The following is an 18893-nucleotide window of genomic DNA, read 5'->3' on the forward strand; positions in this document are numbered from 1 at the left end:
TTTCTTACTTTAAGCTTCTTTTTTCATCGCTGTGTTTTGTTTTAGTTACTATTTCTAATCTTTGATTTTTATTACGATAATTTCAATGCTGATAGTGAGTTTTTCCACAGCAAATCAGCTAAATCTGCCTCAGCCATATTTAAATTTTCGGCCAAACTTTTGAGTACATAAGGTAAGTTCACAGGCGTATTGCGAGTACGCTGCTCAGTTGAAATTTGACAGCAAAGCGGGGTCATATCAGGACAGTCTGTTTCAATCACTAAATGCTCTGCACCTATAGCCTGTACCACAGTATGAAGCTTTTTCGCATTTGGGTTAGTCACTTGTCCCGTCACACCAATTTTAAAACCAAACTTAATTAGACCTTTTGCCTCTTCCACTCCACCACTAAAGGCATGAGCAATTCCGCCGAGTTTAAACTTATGTGCTTTTAATATTGCTAATACGTCCCCGTGTGCTTTTCGAATATGAAGTAACACTGGCTTTTGGTATTGAATTGCCAGATCTAACTGATCGGCAAAATACTGTTTTTGTTTGGCATATATATCGGGCTGCTTATGCTCTTTCAAAAAAGTGTCGAGGCCAATTTCACCCACTGCCACGCAGTCTTCTTGCTGCAAAATTTGTTCAAGATGAGAAAGATGCTCTGGCCTGTGTTGCTCAATATAAAACGGATGCAACCCCGGCGCTAAATAAGAAGTGGGCACATTCTCCCACTGCTTGAGCTGATGATGAGTGCGTACCAACTCATCAAAACGTGACTGTAAAAAGCCAATTAACACCAAAGCATCCACACCCACTTTTTTAGCCTCAAGTGCTAACTGCTGCCGATCTTCATCAAAATCGGCAACATCGAAATGGGTATGGGTATCAAACAAATGCATTAGCTAGCACTTTTTTCGGCAGGTGTCGAAGCTGGTTTAGCTTTAGGCTGTGGTAAATATTCTTCTTTCAATACATCTTGTAATTGGTCGTATGGAATAACTAAACGAGGCAACCCCACAACATAAGGACCAATTTCATATTCGCCATATTGAAGAATCAAGCCCTGATCACCGAGCAAGAAGTTTTCAGTGAGTTTAAATGGCCAAGCTTGTTCATATTCACTCACACTATTGGCAAGTTTTGAGTCAGTCACCCAAGCTTTAAACGCCTCATGTGCTAACTTTTCTAAAGCGGCTTTTTTCTCTGGACGCAGCAAGTTTTCAAGTTTGACTTGCTTTTCCTCTTTTAAATCAAAATTGTAATAGTGCTGGGCAGCCGAACCATGCGCCCCACCCAAATAGCTACTACTGTTAACTACAACAGTTACGACCTTACCTTGCGACTGTATGATTTTAGGCTTCACTAAAAGATTAATCTGATGATTACTACTTAACTCTTTTAGTTCCTTGTCTAAACCAATAAATGAGTTTGCATAGCGCTGAACCTGAGCATCGAAACTATCTTGTTGGTCAGCAGCAGCAACTCCCGAAGCTTCTGTCTTTTTATCAGCTTTTGCTGTTTTTGCATCTGGTTCTGCAATTTCAAGAATCTGTCCGAGTGCTTTTAAAACTTGTTGATCAATAATCTTATCAATAAATGGATAGTTACTTTGCAAGCGCTCTACAGTAAATTCAGGGCAAGTTTTACCACTACAGTCTGGCAAAACCACCTTACTTTGAACTGTTTCCCCTTTTAAAGTCAGTTCCACAGGCTTTTGCTCAACCACTGCTGGCTTTTGCTGATCTTTCGACTCTTTAGGTTCACTTTTAGGCTGACATGCCACTAAAAATAGTGCAGAAGCAAGTAGCGTCAAACGTAGCGAGGCCTTAGAAGTTAACATCATATTTTGCCTTTATTCTGAGAAGATTATGCATAACTCATATGAAGTTAGCGCATCTATAAGTAGGTTGCAAATTCTGCTACCAACTTAAAACATTTGTTCATAAACCTCAGGTTGTAATATTTTTTTGGTTTGTTCTGTCGTTAAATAAATATCGAGCTGAGGCGCATCTTTGGTAATCTGATTTGCCTGATAATGCAGACCTACACCCTCACCATCAAAGAACCAGTCGGCCTGTCCCCAATACAAAGTTTTTGGTGCGTCTTTTTTAACGTCAGCATTTTGTTTTTTCAGCCAATCCTGATACGCAGTTTGCACGATTTGATGCACAGTGGTTTGCTGGTCTTTTTGAAGTACATCAAGCAAAGTTAAGCTTTTATGCAATTTACGATCAGCCACGAAAAAATAATAACGATCTTTTATGGTGATCTCTTCTTGTTTACTATCCAAAGCCAGTTGTAGTAATACATATTGATTACGCTGCGAGGCAATGCGTGTATGAATGTGTAATTCATAGGCACGGTTTTTAGAATATTTATCTTGCCACTCATCTGACTTTTTAACGTAAGCATCAACTGCTTGTTGCAGGTTCAAATCTTTTTTCAAATTAATTTGAGTCTGAATGACTTTCGCCTGATTTTTTTCGATCCAGCTATTTAACCATGCATCTTGGGTTTTTATGGTTTGAATATCGACATCAATACAGTTTTTCTTTTCACAAAAAGGCACTGCATAATTTGCCTTGGTTTCAGTCAAGTTTAAGTAAGGTAAAACCTCTGCCTTTTCAGTAGGATGCTCTTGAGCAGAAATTGGATTTTTTTGAGAAGATGATGAGGACTGAGTGCTTTTCCAGACAAATGCAGAAATAGCAGAGATTAGTGTTACGGCTGCAACTACAAGCGCAATAATTGCCTTCTTACTCAAATTCATTTCATCATCCTTTCTTATTTTTCAAAACAAAACAGCTTCTGTTCGAAGCTGTTTGTCACATTTATATGCTTAGTGTTCACGTGTACTACGGAACTCAATATCAGGCCAACGCTCTTGCATAATCTGCAAGTTTACTCGGCTAGGAGCAAGATACGTTAAGTGACCGCCGCCATCAATTGAAAGTTGATCATGTGCTTTTTTCTTGAACTCATTAAGAATCTTGTCATCATCACAATGAATCCAACGCACAGTATTTACACTTACTGGCTCGTAAACACAGTCAACTTTATATTCTTCTTTCAAGCGGTAAGCAACAACGTCAAACTGAAGCACACCAACCGCGCCCACGATCAAATCATTGCTAATTTGTGGCATAAACACCTGAGTTGCCCCTTCTTCAGACAACTCTTTCAAGCCTTTTTGCAATTGTTTTGACTTTAATGGATCTTTCAAACGTACACGACGGAACATTTCTGGCGCAAAGTGTGGAATACCAGTGAAGTGTAAGTTTTCACCGCTAGTGAAAGTATCACCAATCTGGATGGTACCGTGGTTGTGTAAACCAATAATATCGCCCGGCCATGCTTCTTCTAAGTGTTCACGTTCACCAGCCAAGAAAGTTAAGGCATCACTAATGCGGACTTCTTTACCAATACGCACGTGGTTCATTTTCAGGCCTTTTTCGTACTTACCTGAACAAATACGCATAAAGGCAATACGGTCACGGTGTTTAGGGTCCATGTTGGCTTGAATTTTAAATACAAAGCCAGAGAAACCTTCTTCTTTAGCTTCAACCATACGCTCTTGCGTTGGATGTGCTTTAGGTTCAGGCGCCCAGTTCATAAATGCATCGAGAACATGGTCAACACCAAAGTTACCTAATGCTGTACCAAATAGAACAGGTGTTTGTTTACCTTGTAAGAAAAGTTCACGGTCTAATGGTTCGTTTGCCATTTGTACCAACTCAAGCGACTCTTCAAAAGAAGCCCAAGCCAACTCACCTACTTTTTCACGAATATCGGCGTGATCATAGCCATCGCGTACTTCAATATCGGTAATGGTTGAACCAAAACCTGCTTTGTAAACATACAATTTATCTTCAAGAATATTGTATACACCAGCAAAGTCACGACCCATACCAAGTGGCCATGTAATTGGTACACAGCGAATATTTAAAACGTTTTCGATTTCGTCTAACAACTCAAGTGGTTCACGAATTTCGCGGTCCATTTTGTTGACGAAAGAAATAATTGGTGTGTCACGCATACGACACACTTCCATCAATTTGATGGTACGTTCTTCGACACCTTTTGCACCGTCAATCACCATCAGTGCAGAGTCAACCGCGGTAAGCGTACGATAAGTATCTTCCGAGAAGTCTTCGTGCCCCGGTGTATCGAGTAAGTTAATGGTGTGACCTTTATATGGGAACTGCATAACAGACGTGGTGATCGAGATACCACGTTCTTTTTCCATTTCCATCCAGTCAGATGTAGCTGCACGGTCAGATTTACGGCTTTTTACCATCCCTGCAACCTGAATCGCTTTACCCCATAACAACAGTTTTTCTGTCATGGTGGTTTTACCGGCATCGGGGTGGGAAATAATAGCAAAGGTTCTACGAGCCTTTACCTCTCTAGCTAATTGATCTTTAAACATGAGAAAAATCTACAATATGTACACAGTTATGTACACATTTCTAAATATGTACTAAAACTGAAAAAGTGGGGATTCAAAATTGGCGTAATTGTAGCAGATTTGAATAGGATTTTACTGATTGCGGATATGTCTTGATTTATCCACAATTCAAATTATTGAATAGATTCACCAACACTCATTTCACAAAGTCTTGGTAATCTAACTCAAACAAATCAAGCATCTTTTTCTCGTGATCTAGGATTTGTTCTTTTTTCCAAACTTTTTCTTCTTCAAGCGTTTGAATCATCAAATACAATTTAAGGGTATCAATTTTACCCTTCCTTATCTCAGGCATAAAATAATCACGTTTAGCACTTGGCAAGCGATTCCCTATGCTTGAATTTTTACTTGAACTAATGAGACACAAGTTCCCAAAGCGATGTAAATTTTCATGATCTAATTTATCAAGCTCTCCCTCTATCTGTTGTGCATAAAAATGCTCAACCGAACTCCGTTGCGTAAATTTAAAGTTTTTGATTACCTTATCATTGCTATTTTCTGCATCACAATAAATCAAGAAATCCAAATAGTTAAAGACAAAATTATTTTCAATATTGCCAAAGCTTAGTTTGGATTGATCAATTTTAAAATCATCAATTGTCTGATTGCCATAAATCAAATCAAAATAATCAATCTGTTTTTCATTTAGATACCGCTGAAAAATAAACTTTCTCGCTAAATGTTGTAATGCATTAAAATAGTCAGACTCAGATTTATCTGTATTTTGATAAAGCCAATACAGCACACCATTTAACCAATACTTATAAGACAAGGTAGGCGTGGAAACATGAAATGCTGTCATCAATAATAGAATTTTTTGGGTAATTTCAGAACTATCTCCATCCAATGTATTCACATACGAACTACTATCTTTATATCGTTTAAGCCGCTTTATACTCCAATCATAATGATCCGTAGAATAATCCCGCTTAACTATGTATTGATCAAATATAAATTTGCACTTCAGCAGGGTAAACATAAAACCTTTTACATTCTCAATAACCCTTTCATGCTCTTGGTTTCCCTGTCCTTTTAACAGAATATATTTTTCAAATTGATCAATCAGTTGCTTATCATCCAATGCCACTTTTTCATTACGGTTCGTTTGACTTAGCCAAATTTGTAAAACCTGTAACAAGAAATTCGGAAAATTGATAATACTGTTGAATCGTTCAGGCTTTTCTTCTTTTGTATCTTTATTTTTAATACGCTCAGGCACTCGTTTTAACATTTCAGAAATAGATTTAAAATTGCTTTTCGAACTTGTTTGTTCTTTTGATTCTACATTTCTGCTAAAAATTTCGAGCAAGCTAGAAGCATTTTCAGGAACAAAATCACCCCAATCCTTTCCAAAAATCACATCACGATATATTGTAGAAAAACCATATTGAACGTAACGCTCCATATTGGCAGTCGCGTTCCAAATACTCGTAAATAGTGTCATGCTTGATGTTTTATCTGCTTCATCTTTGATTTGATTCAATACGCTCATCAATCTCGCTTTTAAAATTTCATGCTTTTCTAATTGTTCACCACGGTTATTCATAACCTCAAAATAATGATTGAGATCAGTATCTTTCGGAACTAAAACTTGTGTGATGACTACATTTTCAAATAAATATTTGCAAAAAACACTCAAACCGCCTTGATTGATGATTTTTTCGATTGCTCGTTGTAGCAACACAAACCCCTGAACTAAATCGGCGTTATATTCGGATGATTTTAAATGTTGTAGATGATCGCCTCTAAGTAAAGCCTGAAACGTTAAAGAAGACTTTGGACGACTTTCAAAATCAAGATTGAATTGATTAAACCAAGACATATCAAGAACAACTTTTTCTTCTTTGGATAATCGTTTCAGGCAAATCGCTAACAAGGTTAAAGTGGTAAATCGTTGCTGACCATCGATAATTTCATAAGTGCCATCGCTACGCTCAAAAACAACCAATGTTCCAATATAATATTTTTTACTTCCTTGAGTCTGCCCTTGATTTAACTGTTCAGGTTGCTTTTGATAATCTTGAATATCTAAAATTAACTGATCAATTTCTTTCTCACCCCAAGCATAATTACGCTGATACATCGGGATAATATAAGTCTGTTTACTCTCGAACAGGGCCTGAACCTTAAGCGCTTGGATTGACTCATTTGTCATTCTGATCTTCCTGTTTGAGATAATTTAGTTCTTTAAATAAAGTGATCAAAGGCTCAACTTTAGTGCCTTCTTGTTTATCGACTATCGGAAGCGACCATCCCATTAACTCACTGGGTGATTGAGCATATTTCAGTAAACTGAATATGTTCTTTTCTAGGACATAATTATCTATCGTTGCCAATTGCACCGAATATTGACTAATACGACAGCGATATGCCCAAATAAAAATCTTTTCAATCGCTTCTGATAACCGATCAGTAGCAAATTTATCGATATAAAAAATCAATGCAGAATCAAACAAGGTTCGCACATAACGATCCCCATCCCTATTTCTTGCATCATATGAATTCAATATTTTGATAATTCTATTCGCTCGATCCTGTAGTGTCGCACCAAATATAGAAATCTTCTCAGACTGATCTTGATGATCCACCACTTTACTGATCTGTTTTTCATAGTGCTCAACCATTTCAAAAAATCGACGACCGTTTATGATCATTTGATCAAGCTGAAACGGAAAATTCATTTCTTGTCGATCTATTTGCCGTTGATACTGTGCGTTATAGTCATCAATAAAATAATGCGCTATGCGTAATGGTTCTAAATATGGATGATGGTCTGATTGCCCAAGATGAATACCTTTAAAAAGATGCACATGATCTTTATTGAAAAATCTTGCGGACTTTCCTCTTGACCAAAGACGGATACGGAATAGATAGTTCGAAAATAACTTTGCCAAATGAGCCGAGTCTAAACTTTCCCAATGAGCAACAGTTTGGGCTTTTAAATATTGCTCCTGTGCAGAAAATTCTCGTAGATGATAAGCTTTTAAAAGATCATGCGGTTCTAAATCACGACCACGTGCATTTTGTGAATCAAAAAACTGAAATGCCTCTGAAACATCATCTAAAATAAAAACCGCAACCTGACAATTATTTAATAAAAAATCAATATCTTGTTCCGAAAAGTTTACTGAAACGATCCGTTTAGCGGCATTAAAGTTCTGATAAATATTGTAATGGCTAATATCACTATTAAATTCTTGCACACCCATAAAGACATTAATTTGATTCGATATTTCATTCAAAGCTGTTTTCAGATCCTCTCGTTCTAAATCTAATTCTGGCTTCTGAATAATCGCCCAAACAAGCAGCATTAAAGTTAAAGTTCGTTGTTGTCCATCCACAATATTTATATTTTTAAGGCTCGTATTATTTTTATCGTGGTGTAATACGATAGTACCCAATCGATATGCAGATTTATCTTTATGTTCTTGTATATCATTGACGAGAGCATTTAAATTTTTTTCAGTCCACTTGTACGGACGTTGGTAATCAGGAATACTCAGTTGATCTAAACTTAATAGCAATTTTTTTACTGACCAAATCCCTGTCTTAAATTGATCAACTTGATGCTGAGTCATAAAAAATTATCCTAAAAATAAAATTTTTTTAACTGTTAAAATTGTTATTTCATACCTTGATGCAATTTATAGCCATACCCATAATCTAGAACAAAAGTTTTTGTAGCTTCACAAATACTTTCTTCAATTAACTGATTAAGTAGTTGTTCAGCCTGAGAATACCCAATTAAAAAATGGTGTTGTAAACTCGATACAGAAACGACACCCACTTCCTCTGTGAATAATTTGGCACGTTCAAAAATATCATCTGATTGCATAATTTCCCCATTCTCAATGAATTAAATTTTTGCTCGTACTAAGACCATGCTGACATTGTCATACGCCTGTTTTGAATCTAATGACGCTTTTATATTGAGTAACCATGTTCGAAGCTCCATATCTGCTTTTAAAGGAAGCCATTCCCCACACTCCATCACATCATGCACACCATCTGTACAAACCAATAAGGCATCATTCTCAGTCAAATATTCTTCTGTTGTTGTAAAATCCATCACTTCATGCAAAGGATCAGCACAAAAGTATTGTAATAATGCACCATAAATACTGGCATAGTTTTCCCCTTCTTTTATCTCGCCATTTCCTCTTAACTGTTCAAGATAATTATGATCTCTCGTCAGGCAGTGCCACTTTTGATCATGCTGGCTAAACAAATATACTCGACTATCCCCAATATGTTGAATTGTCACAAAACCTTGTTCGCCATTATTTTGAATGAGTGCAAGTGTTGAACTGGCTCCAAAACTATTTTTCTGAAGTGCTAATTGATCGACAAGATACTGCTGAATGGTAAATGCTTGACAAGTTTCTATCTTTTTATTTTGCATTAAAGCATTTAAAACTGTATAGGCTGCTTGCTCAGCTACTGGACTATTGCTAATCCCATCCGCTACAGCAACACACCACTGTTCTTTTTCAGAATGGCTATATAGTTTAGTGATGAGTCCATCATGTTGAATAACTTTATTTTCAATCAAAATGGCATCTTGTTGATACTTTGACCTCGCCTTCCATGTCAGACCTTGCATTTCAAAAGTACTCATCACATTGATCTCAAACTTAATAGTACTTTTTTTACCAAAACCCGATAACACAATCAAGAAAAATTTTGTATAAGTTACTGATTAATAATCAATTATTTAATTTAAAACTTACTTTACGCTTTTTAATTCTCATTCATGTTTAACTGTTTAAGTAAAAATGTAACTAAATATTTTTTCAAGCTAAATCATGATTTAAGACGATACCTTTGCTTAGGGCTTTTCGGCTTATCTGGAATAGTACGCTCAATCAAATCTGCTTCTATTGCTGGATTCAAATAATTCTTTTGGAATGTTGCCCGATGGTTTAAACCAACCAATTGCATCAACTCAGCCAAAGTGTAGTCTTCTAGCTTCATTGCTGAAATTAAACGCTGAACTTGATCGCTCACTTGTACGTAAGCTTGAGCGGTAACATGACCGCTATCTTGAGCGGTATCAGTTGAACTAAGAATTGCATCTAAAATCATCTGCAAAATAAATTCTATAAAAGGTGCTGAATCTGTTCGATCCGTACTTGCTTGTAATGCTTCATAATAGGCTTTTTGATTTTGATAGATCAAACTCTCAACAGGAATATTAGCAAAGATTGGATTCCATCTGCTTAATATTAAAGTTTGCCATAGCCTTCCCATGCGCCCATTGCCATCCGCAAATGGATGAATGAATTCAAACTCATAGTGAAATACTGAACTTTGGATAAGAGGATGCACTTCGCTATCATTTAACCAATCAAGTAAGTCAACCATCAGTCGATTAATTTGATTTGCAGGCGGAGCCATATGCACCACTCGATCACCTGACATTACACCGACACCACCATGACGATACTGACCAACTTCATCAATCAAGCCTGTCATTAAAATTTGATGAGCTTGTAGTAAGTCCGACTCTTGACTTGGTTGCCACTGCTGAAAGGCTTCATAGGCTTTAATCGCATTACGCACTTCCTGAACTTCTTTTGGAGGTGCAATTACGGTCTTACCATTTAGAATCGCCGTGATCTGTTTCGTACTTAAAGTGTTCCCTTCAATTGCAAGTGAACCTTGAATAGTACGTATACGATTGGCTTTTCGCAGTTTTAATCTATCCTGAATTTCCTCTAAAACAGTCAAACGCCCTATATTTTCACTGATCTGAGCAATCAGGTAAATGATTTTAGATGTGATGGTATAAGGCGGTTGGTATTTCATTTTTGGCTAACTCCACTAAATTGTGCATTAGAATAAGATGCACTACTTTCCCCCCAAGAAATCAACCGCCCCTCAAACTCTGGCACTAAAAACTCAATAAATTGATTTAAATCATGCTTGTATATCTTAGTGCTTTCAGGCTGTTGGGTATATTTTTTATAGCGTTCTTGCCATTTACCCGAACTATCTCTCTCATTCAATAAGTTAGGTTTTTCAGTTACTTTCAAAGTAAGCATAAAATGCTTTATGTAAGCTGGATGATGTTCCATCAAGTTATGAGCCACACTAATCATATCGTTAATATTATTACCTACAGCATAGCCAAATTTTGCACTTAAAATTGAGTTAACCACTGTTTTATAGGGCGCATGTAAAAGATATTTAGGAGTACTAATTCCCATTAGCTCAAGCTCTTTACGAATAGAAAACCACTCATAGTTGAATTGATTGTCGGTAAGGTAATGAGTTTTTATCCATAGTTTAGTAAACTCGACCAATAATTCAGATTTAGTTTTTGATGGAACTTTTGTATCAAGATCAACCCGTTCTAGTGATTCGATATATTTCTGAACTTTTAGTTTATCTTTTTGATTCTTACTCTCTTGTAAATAACTATGTCGTAAGCCTAATTTTTGCTTTAGCTTTTGATATTCAGCTTCATAATCAAAAAAGTATATTTGCTTTGTAGCTTCGTTCTGGACTAAGTTTTGGAATTCGACGAACTCAGTATTCCACTGATTAATGATTTGATTATTCTTTATTTCAGGCTTTAAATAATGACACTCTAAAGTAAAAACTTTTGTTTTAATTGATTGAGCGACTGTAGAATCATTCACTACAAAGGCATTTGCATTATTGTTGTAGTAAATATCTTGCATTGACTGCTTCTTCGCTTTTTCTGTTGGTTCAAAATGATTAAAAATCCACAGTAAGCAAGCATTGTTATCTTGATAAAAAATCTTACGATCAATAATCACATTCAAAAAAGTTGTAGAAAGTTGTCCTTCAAAAACAACTAATTGCTTTTTATATAATGAAGATACATCTGGTCTACGCCATTGCTTTAGGTCAATGCTTTTACGAACTTGTTCAATATGAATATCACTAAAAGATTCATCCACTTGCAGACTCTTATATATATTCTCTTTTAGCAATTTATGTTGTTGGGTTTCTTTCGCAATCTGATACTTTAAAGCAGTTTTTTCTTGCTCCGATAGCTGTTTAATATGCTTTACAGGACACTTGAAGTTTGGGTTATTTTCCAACTCAGGAATATGTCTGAAAAAGAATGTTGCCGAAGTGTTGATCTGCATGTGATCTGTACGTCTAGCGAGGGTTACAGGTGATTGACACCAAGCACATGTAAAATGAGGCTTGGTTTTATTCCTTTTATATTGCTCTCTTATTTTACTACGCCATTGTGTAAGTTCCATTTCAGATTGTTGAAAGAATACATCAACATCAATCCAAATATTTTGATCGGTATCAATGATATGAATTAACTTCATGTACTCTCCCAACTATTACTTAAATTAGCTTAACAAGCTCTCAATCAGATCGAAGCGCTTATCTTTAATCATAATAAATTTACATTGTCCTTCTGATAAATTAGCCCATAGCTCCCCAATTTGGCGATCATCCTTAGCAGCTTCCCACTTATCAGCCCCTTTATATTCAACCACTAAAATTTTTCCATTAGGTAGTTTACATATAAAATCTGGATAGAAGCGACCATTTCCCTTTTGCAAGTAAAAAGAACAGCCTTCTTTACGAACTAAGTTTCTCACCCAAAACTCAATATTTCCTTTAACTGCTTGCTGATCCAACCAACATGCACAAGCAAACTCTTCACCACTATCAAAAGCCCCAATACGGCCATAGTAATGTTTGTTAAATGCATAATATCCGTATTCACCATTATCATCGCGAGAAGGTGCATAAACATTTGGATGGAAATTAAACTGATATTCTTGTTCGTTTGAGACAGTTATTTGATGAAGCTCATCATTGCCAAATAAGAAATTTTGGTAAGCATCATTAACAGCTTCCTTTCGTAAAATATTAATTCTTTTTTCAATCAACTGACGAATTATATATTTCTGAGTATTTGTTCGAGCCAAATCAAAATCATCTTTACTTAACAAATCATTTAGCCACGCAAGAACAAAATTTCGTTTAGCCTCATGAGTTAACGATTCTTCTAAGATATTCTTACAGAACCAAGTTGCTAATTTGACTTCATCCCAATTTTCAGGTTTATACACCAAACCTAAATCTCTCTGAAGTTTTGGAAGAAAAGTAACTTTTACCTTACCTTTAGTCTCATCAATATCTAAAGTTCCAAAATCATTTGAAGCATAAGCTGAATTTAAAATTGAAATATCATCATGCAAAACTTTTGCATCTACTGTTGTTAAATTCCAAGGATATTCAAGAACTTCTGGATCATCAAATAATTGAAGCTCGCCCTGAACCGATAATGCTAATAGTGGGACTTTAAACTCTTTACCCAATTCCGCAGGTGTCTGAAAATATTCGATAGATTGACGGCTAACCTCGGCCCCTTTCTCAATCTGCTGCACTGACTCTAGTTGTGAAACAGTTTTCGTTAGTTCCACAGTCTCTTCTTTAGTCAACGGGGTAATAATCGTCAATTCATTGGTTTTATTATTCCATTCTACTTTCTTTTTTACCGTAGGTGTAACAGACTTTAAATCTGGCTTTTCAGGTAACGGAATTGTTATTGGTTTCACAATAATTTTAGAATTTCCAAAGTCCAAACGAGCTTGCTCACCCGTACCTGCTTTAACAAATTCAGCCGCTTCTTTAGTATCAAAACCAGCCCCTTCAACTAGGCTATCTCTCAAAGTTTCAGCTGTATCAGAAAAACTTTTTGATACAACATAAGCATAAGATTGATTTAACTGTTCACTCTGTCTATGTGATGCATTTGGCTGTCTAAGAATACGCCCTAATAATTGCTCAACTGCTGTACTTGATTGCACAGAAGCCATACTCACTAAAATATAAGCAAATGGGCAATCCCAACCCTCAGCTAAAGCTTTTTGAGTAATTACATACTTAATTTTACAAGCCTTATCTAAAATTCCTTTAGGATATTTTGCTGTAATTTCTTCAAGTTCTTTCTCATCTCCTGTGGCAAGAGCGATTTGCTCTCTTGGAATATTCTGATTATTTTCTAGTTCATTAAGTACAGCATAAATATCCAATGTTTCACGAACTTTACTTTTTGCTTCGGCTTGAATAAGTACTATCGGTCTCAGATATTCAAAACCTTGTCTCTGTTCTTCTAACGCTATATGTTCTAAAGACTCTCTTTTATGAATCGCATATGCTAAGCATTGTTGCCAATTTGATTCTGTTTCTAAAACAATCGGCAATTTAATCATTTGTTCTGCTTTTAATTCAGCAGCAGAGACGCTATGTAAAACATTGGTTGGAGTTCTCACTGTATCTGGTGTTGCTGTAAGCTCCATAATACCACTTGGCTTAAAACGAGCTAACATATCAAAAGCAAGTTCAGTACGACTATTATGTGCTTCATCTACAATAATAAAGGGCCGATGTAATCTAAGAACGTTAGCTAAAGAATTTGGAACTATTAGATCACTCCCTTCACCCTCTGTTAACAACTCTGACTTTTGTTCTGCTGTTAGATGCTCAAAATGATGCATTAGCGCACCATTGTTCTGGTAAACCTTTCTACTTTCTTCTTCTTCTACTTGAAAGGCTTGGCGTGTAGCAACAATAACAACTGTTGAAGTTAAAAGCGTTGAACGAGTAATGCTTTTTGCCTCTTCAATATCCATAACTGTAACTTCACCTACTTCACGTAAAGCTGCTGAATATGGATGTTGTTTATTTTTTAAAGCAGTAATAGTTTGTTCACGTATCGTCTTGCTTGGCACCAACCATAAAACGACACTTTGAGAAACTCTTAAAAAATGCTTATTAACTAATGTGACACTTTTGCTTGCCAACCATGTCTTCCCTCCACCTGTAGGTACACGTAAGCAAAAATACGGCATATCTAAGGCAAAACCATTCAAAGCATTATAAGTTTGCCCTTTTCCCCATAATCTTTCAGTAGTTGCATAAAATGCGGTCGAAGCATTCTCAAATTCATGACATGCTTGAAAATATGTTTGTACACTCTCTAATACTTGATCTTGATATTCTTTAGCAATATACGCAGTCATGGATTAAACCTCTAAAGCATAAGGTGTTTGTTTAAATACAATATTTTTGCGTTTAGCTTTAATACCTAAACGATTGGCAGCTGCATAAATCACTTTAGCCCCATCAAATTTTGGAAGAACATCAAATACCTGCTTAGTAAGGATATTTCCACCTTCATCTGTAATATCTTTTAAAATTCCATTATAAAGTAGATAAATGGCACGACCTTCAAATACCCCTAGTAAAGGAGAATCAGCTTTTCCCGTATAACCAGTTCCTGTTTCAGAAAACCATACAAATTCAGCTAATTGAGAGAACGAGACATCGGCACGTATATGGCCACTTGCATCAAACAAAGGTTCTTGTGAAAGCTTAAAAAATTGGAAATTACCATCAATACCCTCAATCCATGATGGAGTCTGATCTTGATCCCAACAATCCTGAATATAGCAATAATATTCCGATGGAGATGGAGCAACCAGAGATATCTGTTCGTGCCCAAATTTCCAGTCGGGAATCTCAATCAGCGTTTAATGTGCCTGGTGCAATTGAATATATTTTGGAAATTCAGTCCACTTCTGAACAACCCTTCACTTTAGAGGGATTAAATATTAACCGTGGTCGCTGTGGTTTTTATACAGGAGATTTCTATAGCAAAATTCCTGTGCAAATGAACTATAGTTCTACGGTATCCTATTTACTGAAATGCCGTGGTGATCAGGTCATTGAAGCTGAAATGATTACAGATCAGGGCAATGTAAATTTATCATTTTAATCTCAAACCCGACCCTATAGAGAACACTGCTGATAGTTGTGTTCTCTATTGAAAATTCAATATTTATAAACCTCTTCGATTTTTTGAATCAACCACTCCTCTGCCAAAGCTACGCATATAGGCTGAATCTTTCACTCGGAGATGCTGCTGTTCTTTTTCGCCATTCACCAAATAAGGGACAATATAATTAAGAAAGTTATAGACTTCACTGGCATTGTTACGATGAATCATACCAATCCCTAAAGTCCCCATCGCTTCATAGATCGCCATATAGTCGGAATGGTTACAGTTAAAAATATAACCATATCCGTGTGTAATCTGCTTCCAGCACTCACCTATCCACTGCCCCATTTCAAAACCACATTGATGCATATTTCCATCGTACATAAGCAAAAGATGGCAATGGTAGCCCTTACTAACCCCATGCTCTAATGCCCATGCATAACCATATAACCCACTAAAACAAGTATCTTGATCGGCTATACGCCGTAGCAATGTTTCTAGCGCTTTATTGAACACTTGGATGTTGTATAAGGCTTGATATTCTTTCTTGATAGATAAATCCACTCGAACCACCAGTGTTCTCGCATAATGATGAATGAGTGTGGATGTATAATCAAAAAGGCTATGCTGATTCTCTAATTCACGTTGTTGAAAATCAATCAGTTGCTGTTTTACACAGCCTGATAATGATTGGATATAAGTCAGAATATGCCAGACTGTCATATCATCAAAACAGACTATACAATCATGGTCTGCCTGCGGCATTAGACGGAGTGTGTGATCAACGATGTTCACCACCTCAATGAATATCTGCACTGTATTGCAATAGAAAAAATTAGCGTTATAGATTGGCTTAAATGACTGAACTAATTTTTGTAGGTCTATCATCAGGTTTTGATGATATAAATCATAACTACCTAAGCAAACTTCTTGAATGAAATGGTCTACTGCTGCCAATACTTCTGCTTCATGGTAAAGCTGATCATATTGAATATTCTGGTACATTTAGGTTCTCACTGAAACATAAGGTTCATATGTAAGTGAGGAATATATTTTTTTACTGATCTTGATTCTAAAGCAGGATGTTGTGATCATCCTGCTTAGCTGAATATGCTCATAGACTTTGGAACATACTATAGGGTTAGTTCTGAATATTTTAATACTGTGTTATTGATACATAGTCTATAGCCCATTTGAGTATGGGCTATACTGTGCTAAGTGTCTCAATCAACTAGATAAGATATTGTTTATGTTTAATATATTATTTATATATTACTTATAGTTAATAATATATATTACCTGTTAAGCACTCTACACTGTAGTTTCGATAAGTTCGTTCATCTACATAACGCTAATCGCCAATCTATCGGATTTTGCTTAGGCTAAAGTTACACTAATTTTTATTTTTTGGCAGGCTTCCTCTGAACACCCTGTACATTCTTTTCCCCTCAAGACGTAACACTTGATCCACTTCAGACTGTTCCTCAGAAATCATCTTAATGGATTTCAGGTATAGCTGAAGCTCGAATGGGCAGTAAAAAAATTCAGATAGTACGATGTAAGCAACAGCATGTTCACAAATCAACCTTTTCATATTCTGATTATTCTTGCCGACTGCTAAAAAATGGGAGATAAGTTTTTTATGTGACCATGCAACAGGCAGCTCAACCGCTTCAAATCTTATCGCATCTGTGCCTGTAAATTGATATATTTCCTCCTCTCTAATTTTATTAAAATAGATGTTTTCCCAATAGTAACTGATATCTTCAATCCATTCTTCTGCTTCAATGCCAATATCAGGCACAATGAACATCATCCTGAAGCACAATTTATTGTTTTCTGCCAGATCCCAGAACCCCATATACCCTGAAATCTGAGCAAGTTGCCTGTAGCCCCTGATTGCGTTCATAAAGTCTTTTTTTAGATTGATGAGGGTATGATCGTATAATTTCTGTAGACCATGTATAAGAAATTCAAGGGTAAAAATAAAACTTTTGGCATTTAGACTCATTACATCATTAAAATAATGACAATATTCGTGAAATTTTTTGATAGCTTTATTTTCGTCATTTTTTCGCTTTATAAATTCCTCATGGTTTCTGAACTTTTCAAGAAATTCATCCATATAAGCAATATTTTCGACACTCATATCACTAAACACATCAGGGAAGAAATTCGCAGGCAAAACGTTAAATTGTGTAGGCTTGCTTCTTTCATTCAGAGTGGGACGTAATTGTTCATTCAACCTCACTAACTTCTCATTTTTAATATGTAAATCGAGAACCTCGTAATACAGCTCCACCCGTGATGTCGACTCAAATAAATTGACTTTATATTCCACATTATCAATATGCATCCTACGGGTATTCTTCAGACCAAGATCATTACTAAGAAATTTAAAAGGATAAAACTTATAAGCAGAAACCGGAAAATAGAACTTATTCCATGTGATTAAAAAATAATGTCCTTTCATCTTATCTAGTGATCTTATAAACAGTATCAATTCCAATAAAACTCCTAGATTCAACTCATCCCTGTGTTTCAGAAAACCGCTGCGATTCAGGTCGATGCCAAGGTTGTGAAAAATATTTTTAATTATTTTGTCACTGAAATAAACTAAAGACATTACCACACCTGCATTTCAACTATTTTTAGAGATCAAATTTGTAGATCATATTACCAAAATTATTAGCTTATTATCCAATCTTTGTAAGGTTTGTGATTCATATAATTCAGCCAAATTTTCATTATAGTTAAATTTCGGCTGAGGGCCACGGTTTCACCAAGGTGAACTTTAGCCCAGTGAAATTTGCCCTGTTCCAGCCGCCGGGCTGAGTAGATATCCAGATTTCATTAATACGGATCATGTTGCAAGCGCCTTGAGTAATTCTGCTAAAGCAGATATTTCTGATACTTGCTATTTCAAGCCAATTTCTGCTTTTGAGTGGGGTAAAGTAATTTGAACCGTTAATATGTCAGTAGGAGTAGGATCTAATGGTCCAGAACAGGATAAGGCAATAAATGCAGGTTTATTCGGTAGTGGGGGAACGATCATCCCCTGGCTTAGCATCAATTAAGCGAATCCATTTGGATACAAGATTTGTATTCAATCCATGTTGCAAAGCGACTGAAGCAATTGAAACGTCCGGCGCTTTACAAGCCTGAACGATCTGCTGTTTAAATTGAGCACTGTATGTTCTTCGTTTTTTCGTAAGAGATGCGATGGATGTCTGGTTATTTGTAGTCATAAATTTAAGTCCCCACTTGTTTCTAAGTGGGGACTAAATTAAGGCTTATAGGATGAATTCAGAAGGTGTGTTCAGCGGACGCTTACAAATAAACCAGGTTCACCTCATTTGAATGGCAAGGTAGAGCGTTCTCAAAAGACTGATAAATCTGAGTTCTACGCTACTGTCGATATTAATTCTGAAGATATCCAAGACAAGCTAGCCGAATGGCAGCATGACTATAACTGGATGAGACCACATTCAGCTTTGAAAGGTAAAACACCGATGGAAAGGTACTTTGAATTATGTGAAGAAACCCCTTTCTCTGATGAGGTCCAGAAGCAATACAACCCATCCAATGAACGGATTCAACACGCCAATTACAAGATGGATTTAGAGATCGCTAAATTGAAACGATCTCTATGAA

Annotated in this window: 14 protein-coding genes and 3 pseudogenes; 2 read left to right on the plus strand and 15 right to left on the minus strand. The window is 36.2% G+C overall.

The genetic code is table 11. The annotated features are described in order from the left end of the window. Positions 1-71: 71 nt before the first annotated feature. From MKL35_RS03750 to MKL35_RS03805, 12 genes are all read right to left on the minus strand, one after another. Positions 72-884 carry a TatD family hydrolase gene (locus MKL35_RS03750; protein ID WP_106479514.1) on the minus strand — a complete coding sequence of 271 codons (813 nt, stop codon included), beginning with the start codon at positions 882-884 and terminating at the stop codon, positions 72-74. Next, on the minus strand, positions 884-1825 hold the full coding sequence (locus tag MKL35_RS03755) for an RsiV family protein (protein WP_106479513.1): 942 nt from the start codon (positions 1823-1825) through the stop codon (positions 884-886). The genes MKL35_RS03750 and MKL35_RS03755 overlap by 1 nt, the downstream gene beginning before the upstream one ends. A gap of 87 nt (positions 1826-1912) precedes the next feature. Then, on the minus strand, positions 1913-2755 hold the full coding sequence (locus MKL35_RS03760; RefSeq protein WP_033846471.1) for a hypothetical protein: 843 nt from the start codon (positions 2753-2755) through the stop codon (positions 1913-1915). Positions 2756-2824: 69 nt separating this feature from the next. After that, positions 2825-4414, minus strand: a complete 1590-nt coding sequence (locus tag MKL35_RS03765) for a peptide chain release factor 3 (RefSeq protein ID WP_017393502.1) — start codon at positions 4412-4414, stop codon at positions 2825-2827. Between the two features lie 175 nt (positions 4415-4589). Then, positions 4590-6608 carry a GmrSD restriction endonuclease domain-containing protein gene (locus MKL35_RS03770; protein WP_209796434.1) on the minus strand — a complete coding sequence of 673 codons (2019 nt, stop codon included), beginning with the start codon at positions 6606-6608 and terminating at the stop codon, positions 4590-4592. Further along, complete coding sequence (locus tag MKL35_RS03775) at positions 6598-8031, minus strand: DUF262 domain-containing protein (RefSeq protein ID WP_016654392.1); 1434 nt, start codon at positions 8029-8031, stop codon at positions 6598-6600. Before MKL35_RS03775 ends, MKL35_RS03770 begins: the two co-directional genes overlap by 11 nt. A gap of 44 nt (positions 8032-8075) precedes the next feature. Then, positions 8076-8288, minus strand: a complete 213-nt coding sequence (locus tag MKL35_RS03780; protein WP_016654393.1) for a DNA translocase FtsK — start codon at positions 8286-8288, stop codon at positions 8076-8078. 21 nt (positions 8289-8309) lie between these two features. Beyond that, positions 8310-9071: a PP2C family protein-serine/threonine phosphatase gene (locus MKL35_RS03785; protein WP_000102846.1), complete on the minus strand. Its 762-nt coding sequence runs from the start codon at positions 9069-9071 to the stop codon at positions 8310-8312. Positions 9072-9256: 185 nt separating this feature from the next. Then, positions 9257-10261, minus strand: coding sequence for a Fic family protein (locus MKL35_RS03790; RefSeq protein WP_000877142.1), 1005 nt, complete (start codon positions 10259-10261; stop codon positions 9257-9259). Then, positions 10258-11769: a DUF6035 family protein gene (locus tag MKL35_RS03795; RefSeq protein WP_004738127.1), complete on the minus strand. Its 1512-nt coding sequence runs from the start codon at positions 11767-11769 to the stop codon at positions 10258-10260. The genes MKL35_RS03790 and MKL35_RS03795 overlap by 4 nt, the downstream gene beginning before the upstream one ends. A gap of 24 nt (positions 11770-11793) precedes the next feature. Next, complete coding sequence (locus MKL35_RS03800; protein ID WP_032042396.1) at positions 11794-14481, minus strand: DEAD/DEAH box helicase family protein; 2688 nt, start codon at positions 14479-14481, stop codon at positions 11794-11796. Positions 14482-14484: 3 nt separating this feature from the next. Then, entirely contained in the window at positions 14485-14817 is a 333-nt protein-coding gene (locus MKL35_RS03805) for a hypothetical protein (protein WP_209796438.1), read from the minus strand. Between the two features lie 50 nt (positions 14818-14867). Here MKL35_RS03805 and MKL35_RS03810 point away from each other — a divergent pair. Continuing rightward, a pseudogene (locus tag MKL35_RS03810) lies at positions 14868-15236 on the plus strand (hypothetical protein); the annotation flags it as partial. Between the two features lie 63 nt (positions 15237-15299). On the opposite strand, the gene MKL35_RS03815 reads toward MKL35_RS03810, so the two are convergent. The 3 genes and pseudogenes from MKL35_RS03815 to MKL35_RS03825 form a co-directional block, all read right to left on the minus strand. Beyond that, positions 15300-16244 carry a YagK/YfjJ domain-containing protein gene (locus MKL35_RS03815; RefSeq protein WP_004992793.1) on the minus strand — a complete coding sequence of 315 codons (945 nt, stop codon included), beginning with the start codon at positions 16242-16244 and terminating at the stop codon, positions 15300-15302. 388 nt (positions 16245-16632) lie between these two features. Beyond that, complete coding sequence (locus tag MKL35_RS03820; RefSeq protein WP_004992792.1) at positions 16633-17865, minus strand: hypothetical protein; 1233 nt, start codon at positions 17863-17865, stop codon at positions 16633-16635. Positions 17866-18156: 291 nt separating this feature from the next. Next, positions 18157-18487: pseudogene (locus MKL35_RS03825) on the minus strand (transposase). A gap of 87 nt (positions 18488-18574) precedes the next feature. Here MKL35_RS03825 and MKL35_RS03830 point away from each other — a divergent pair. Beyond that, positions 18575-18892 (plus strand): annotated as a pseudogene (locus MKL35_RS03830) (integrase core domain-containing protein); the annotation flags it as partial. Position 18893 lies beyond the last annotated feature (1 nt).

The sequence above is a fragment of the Acinetobacter sp. AOR41_HL genome, assembly GCF_027854645.1.
GTDB classification, from domain to species: Bacteria; Pseudomonadota; Gammaproteobacteria; order Pseudomonadales; family Moraxellaceae; genus Acinetobacter; species Acinetobacter nosocomialis.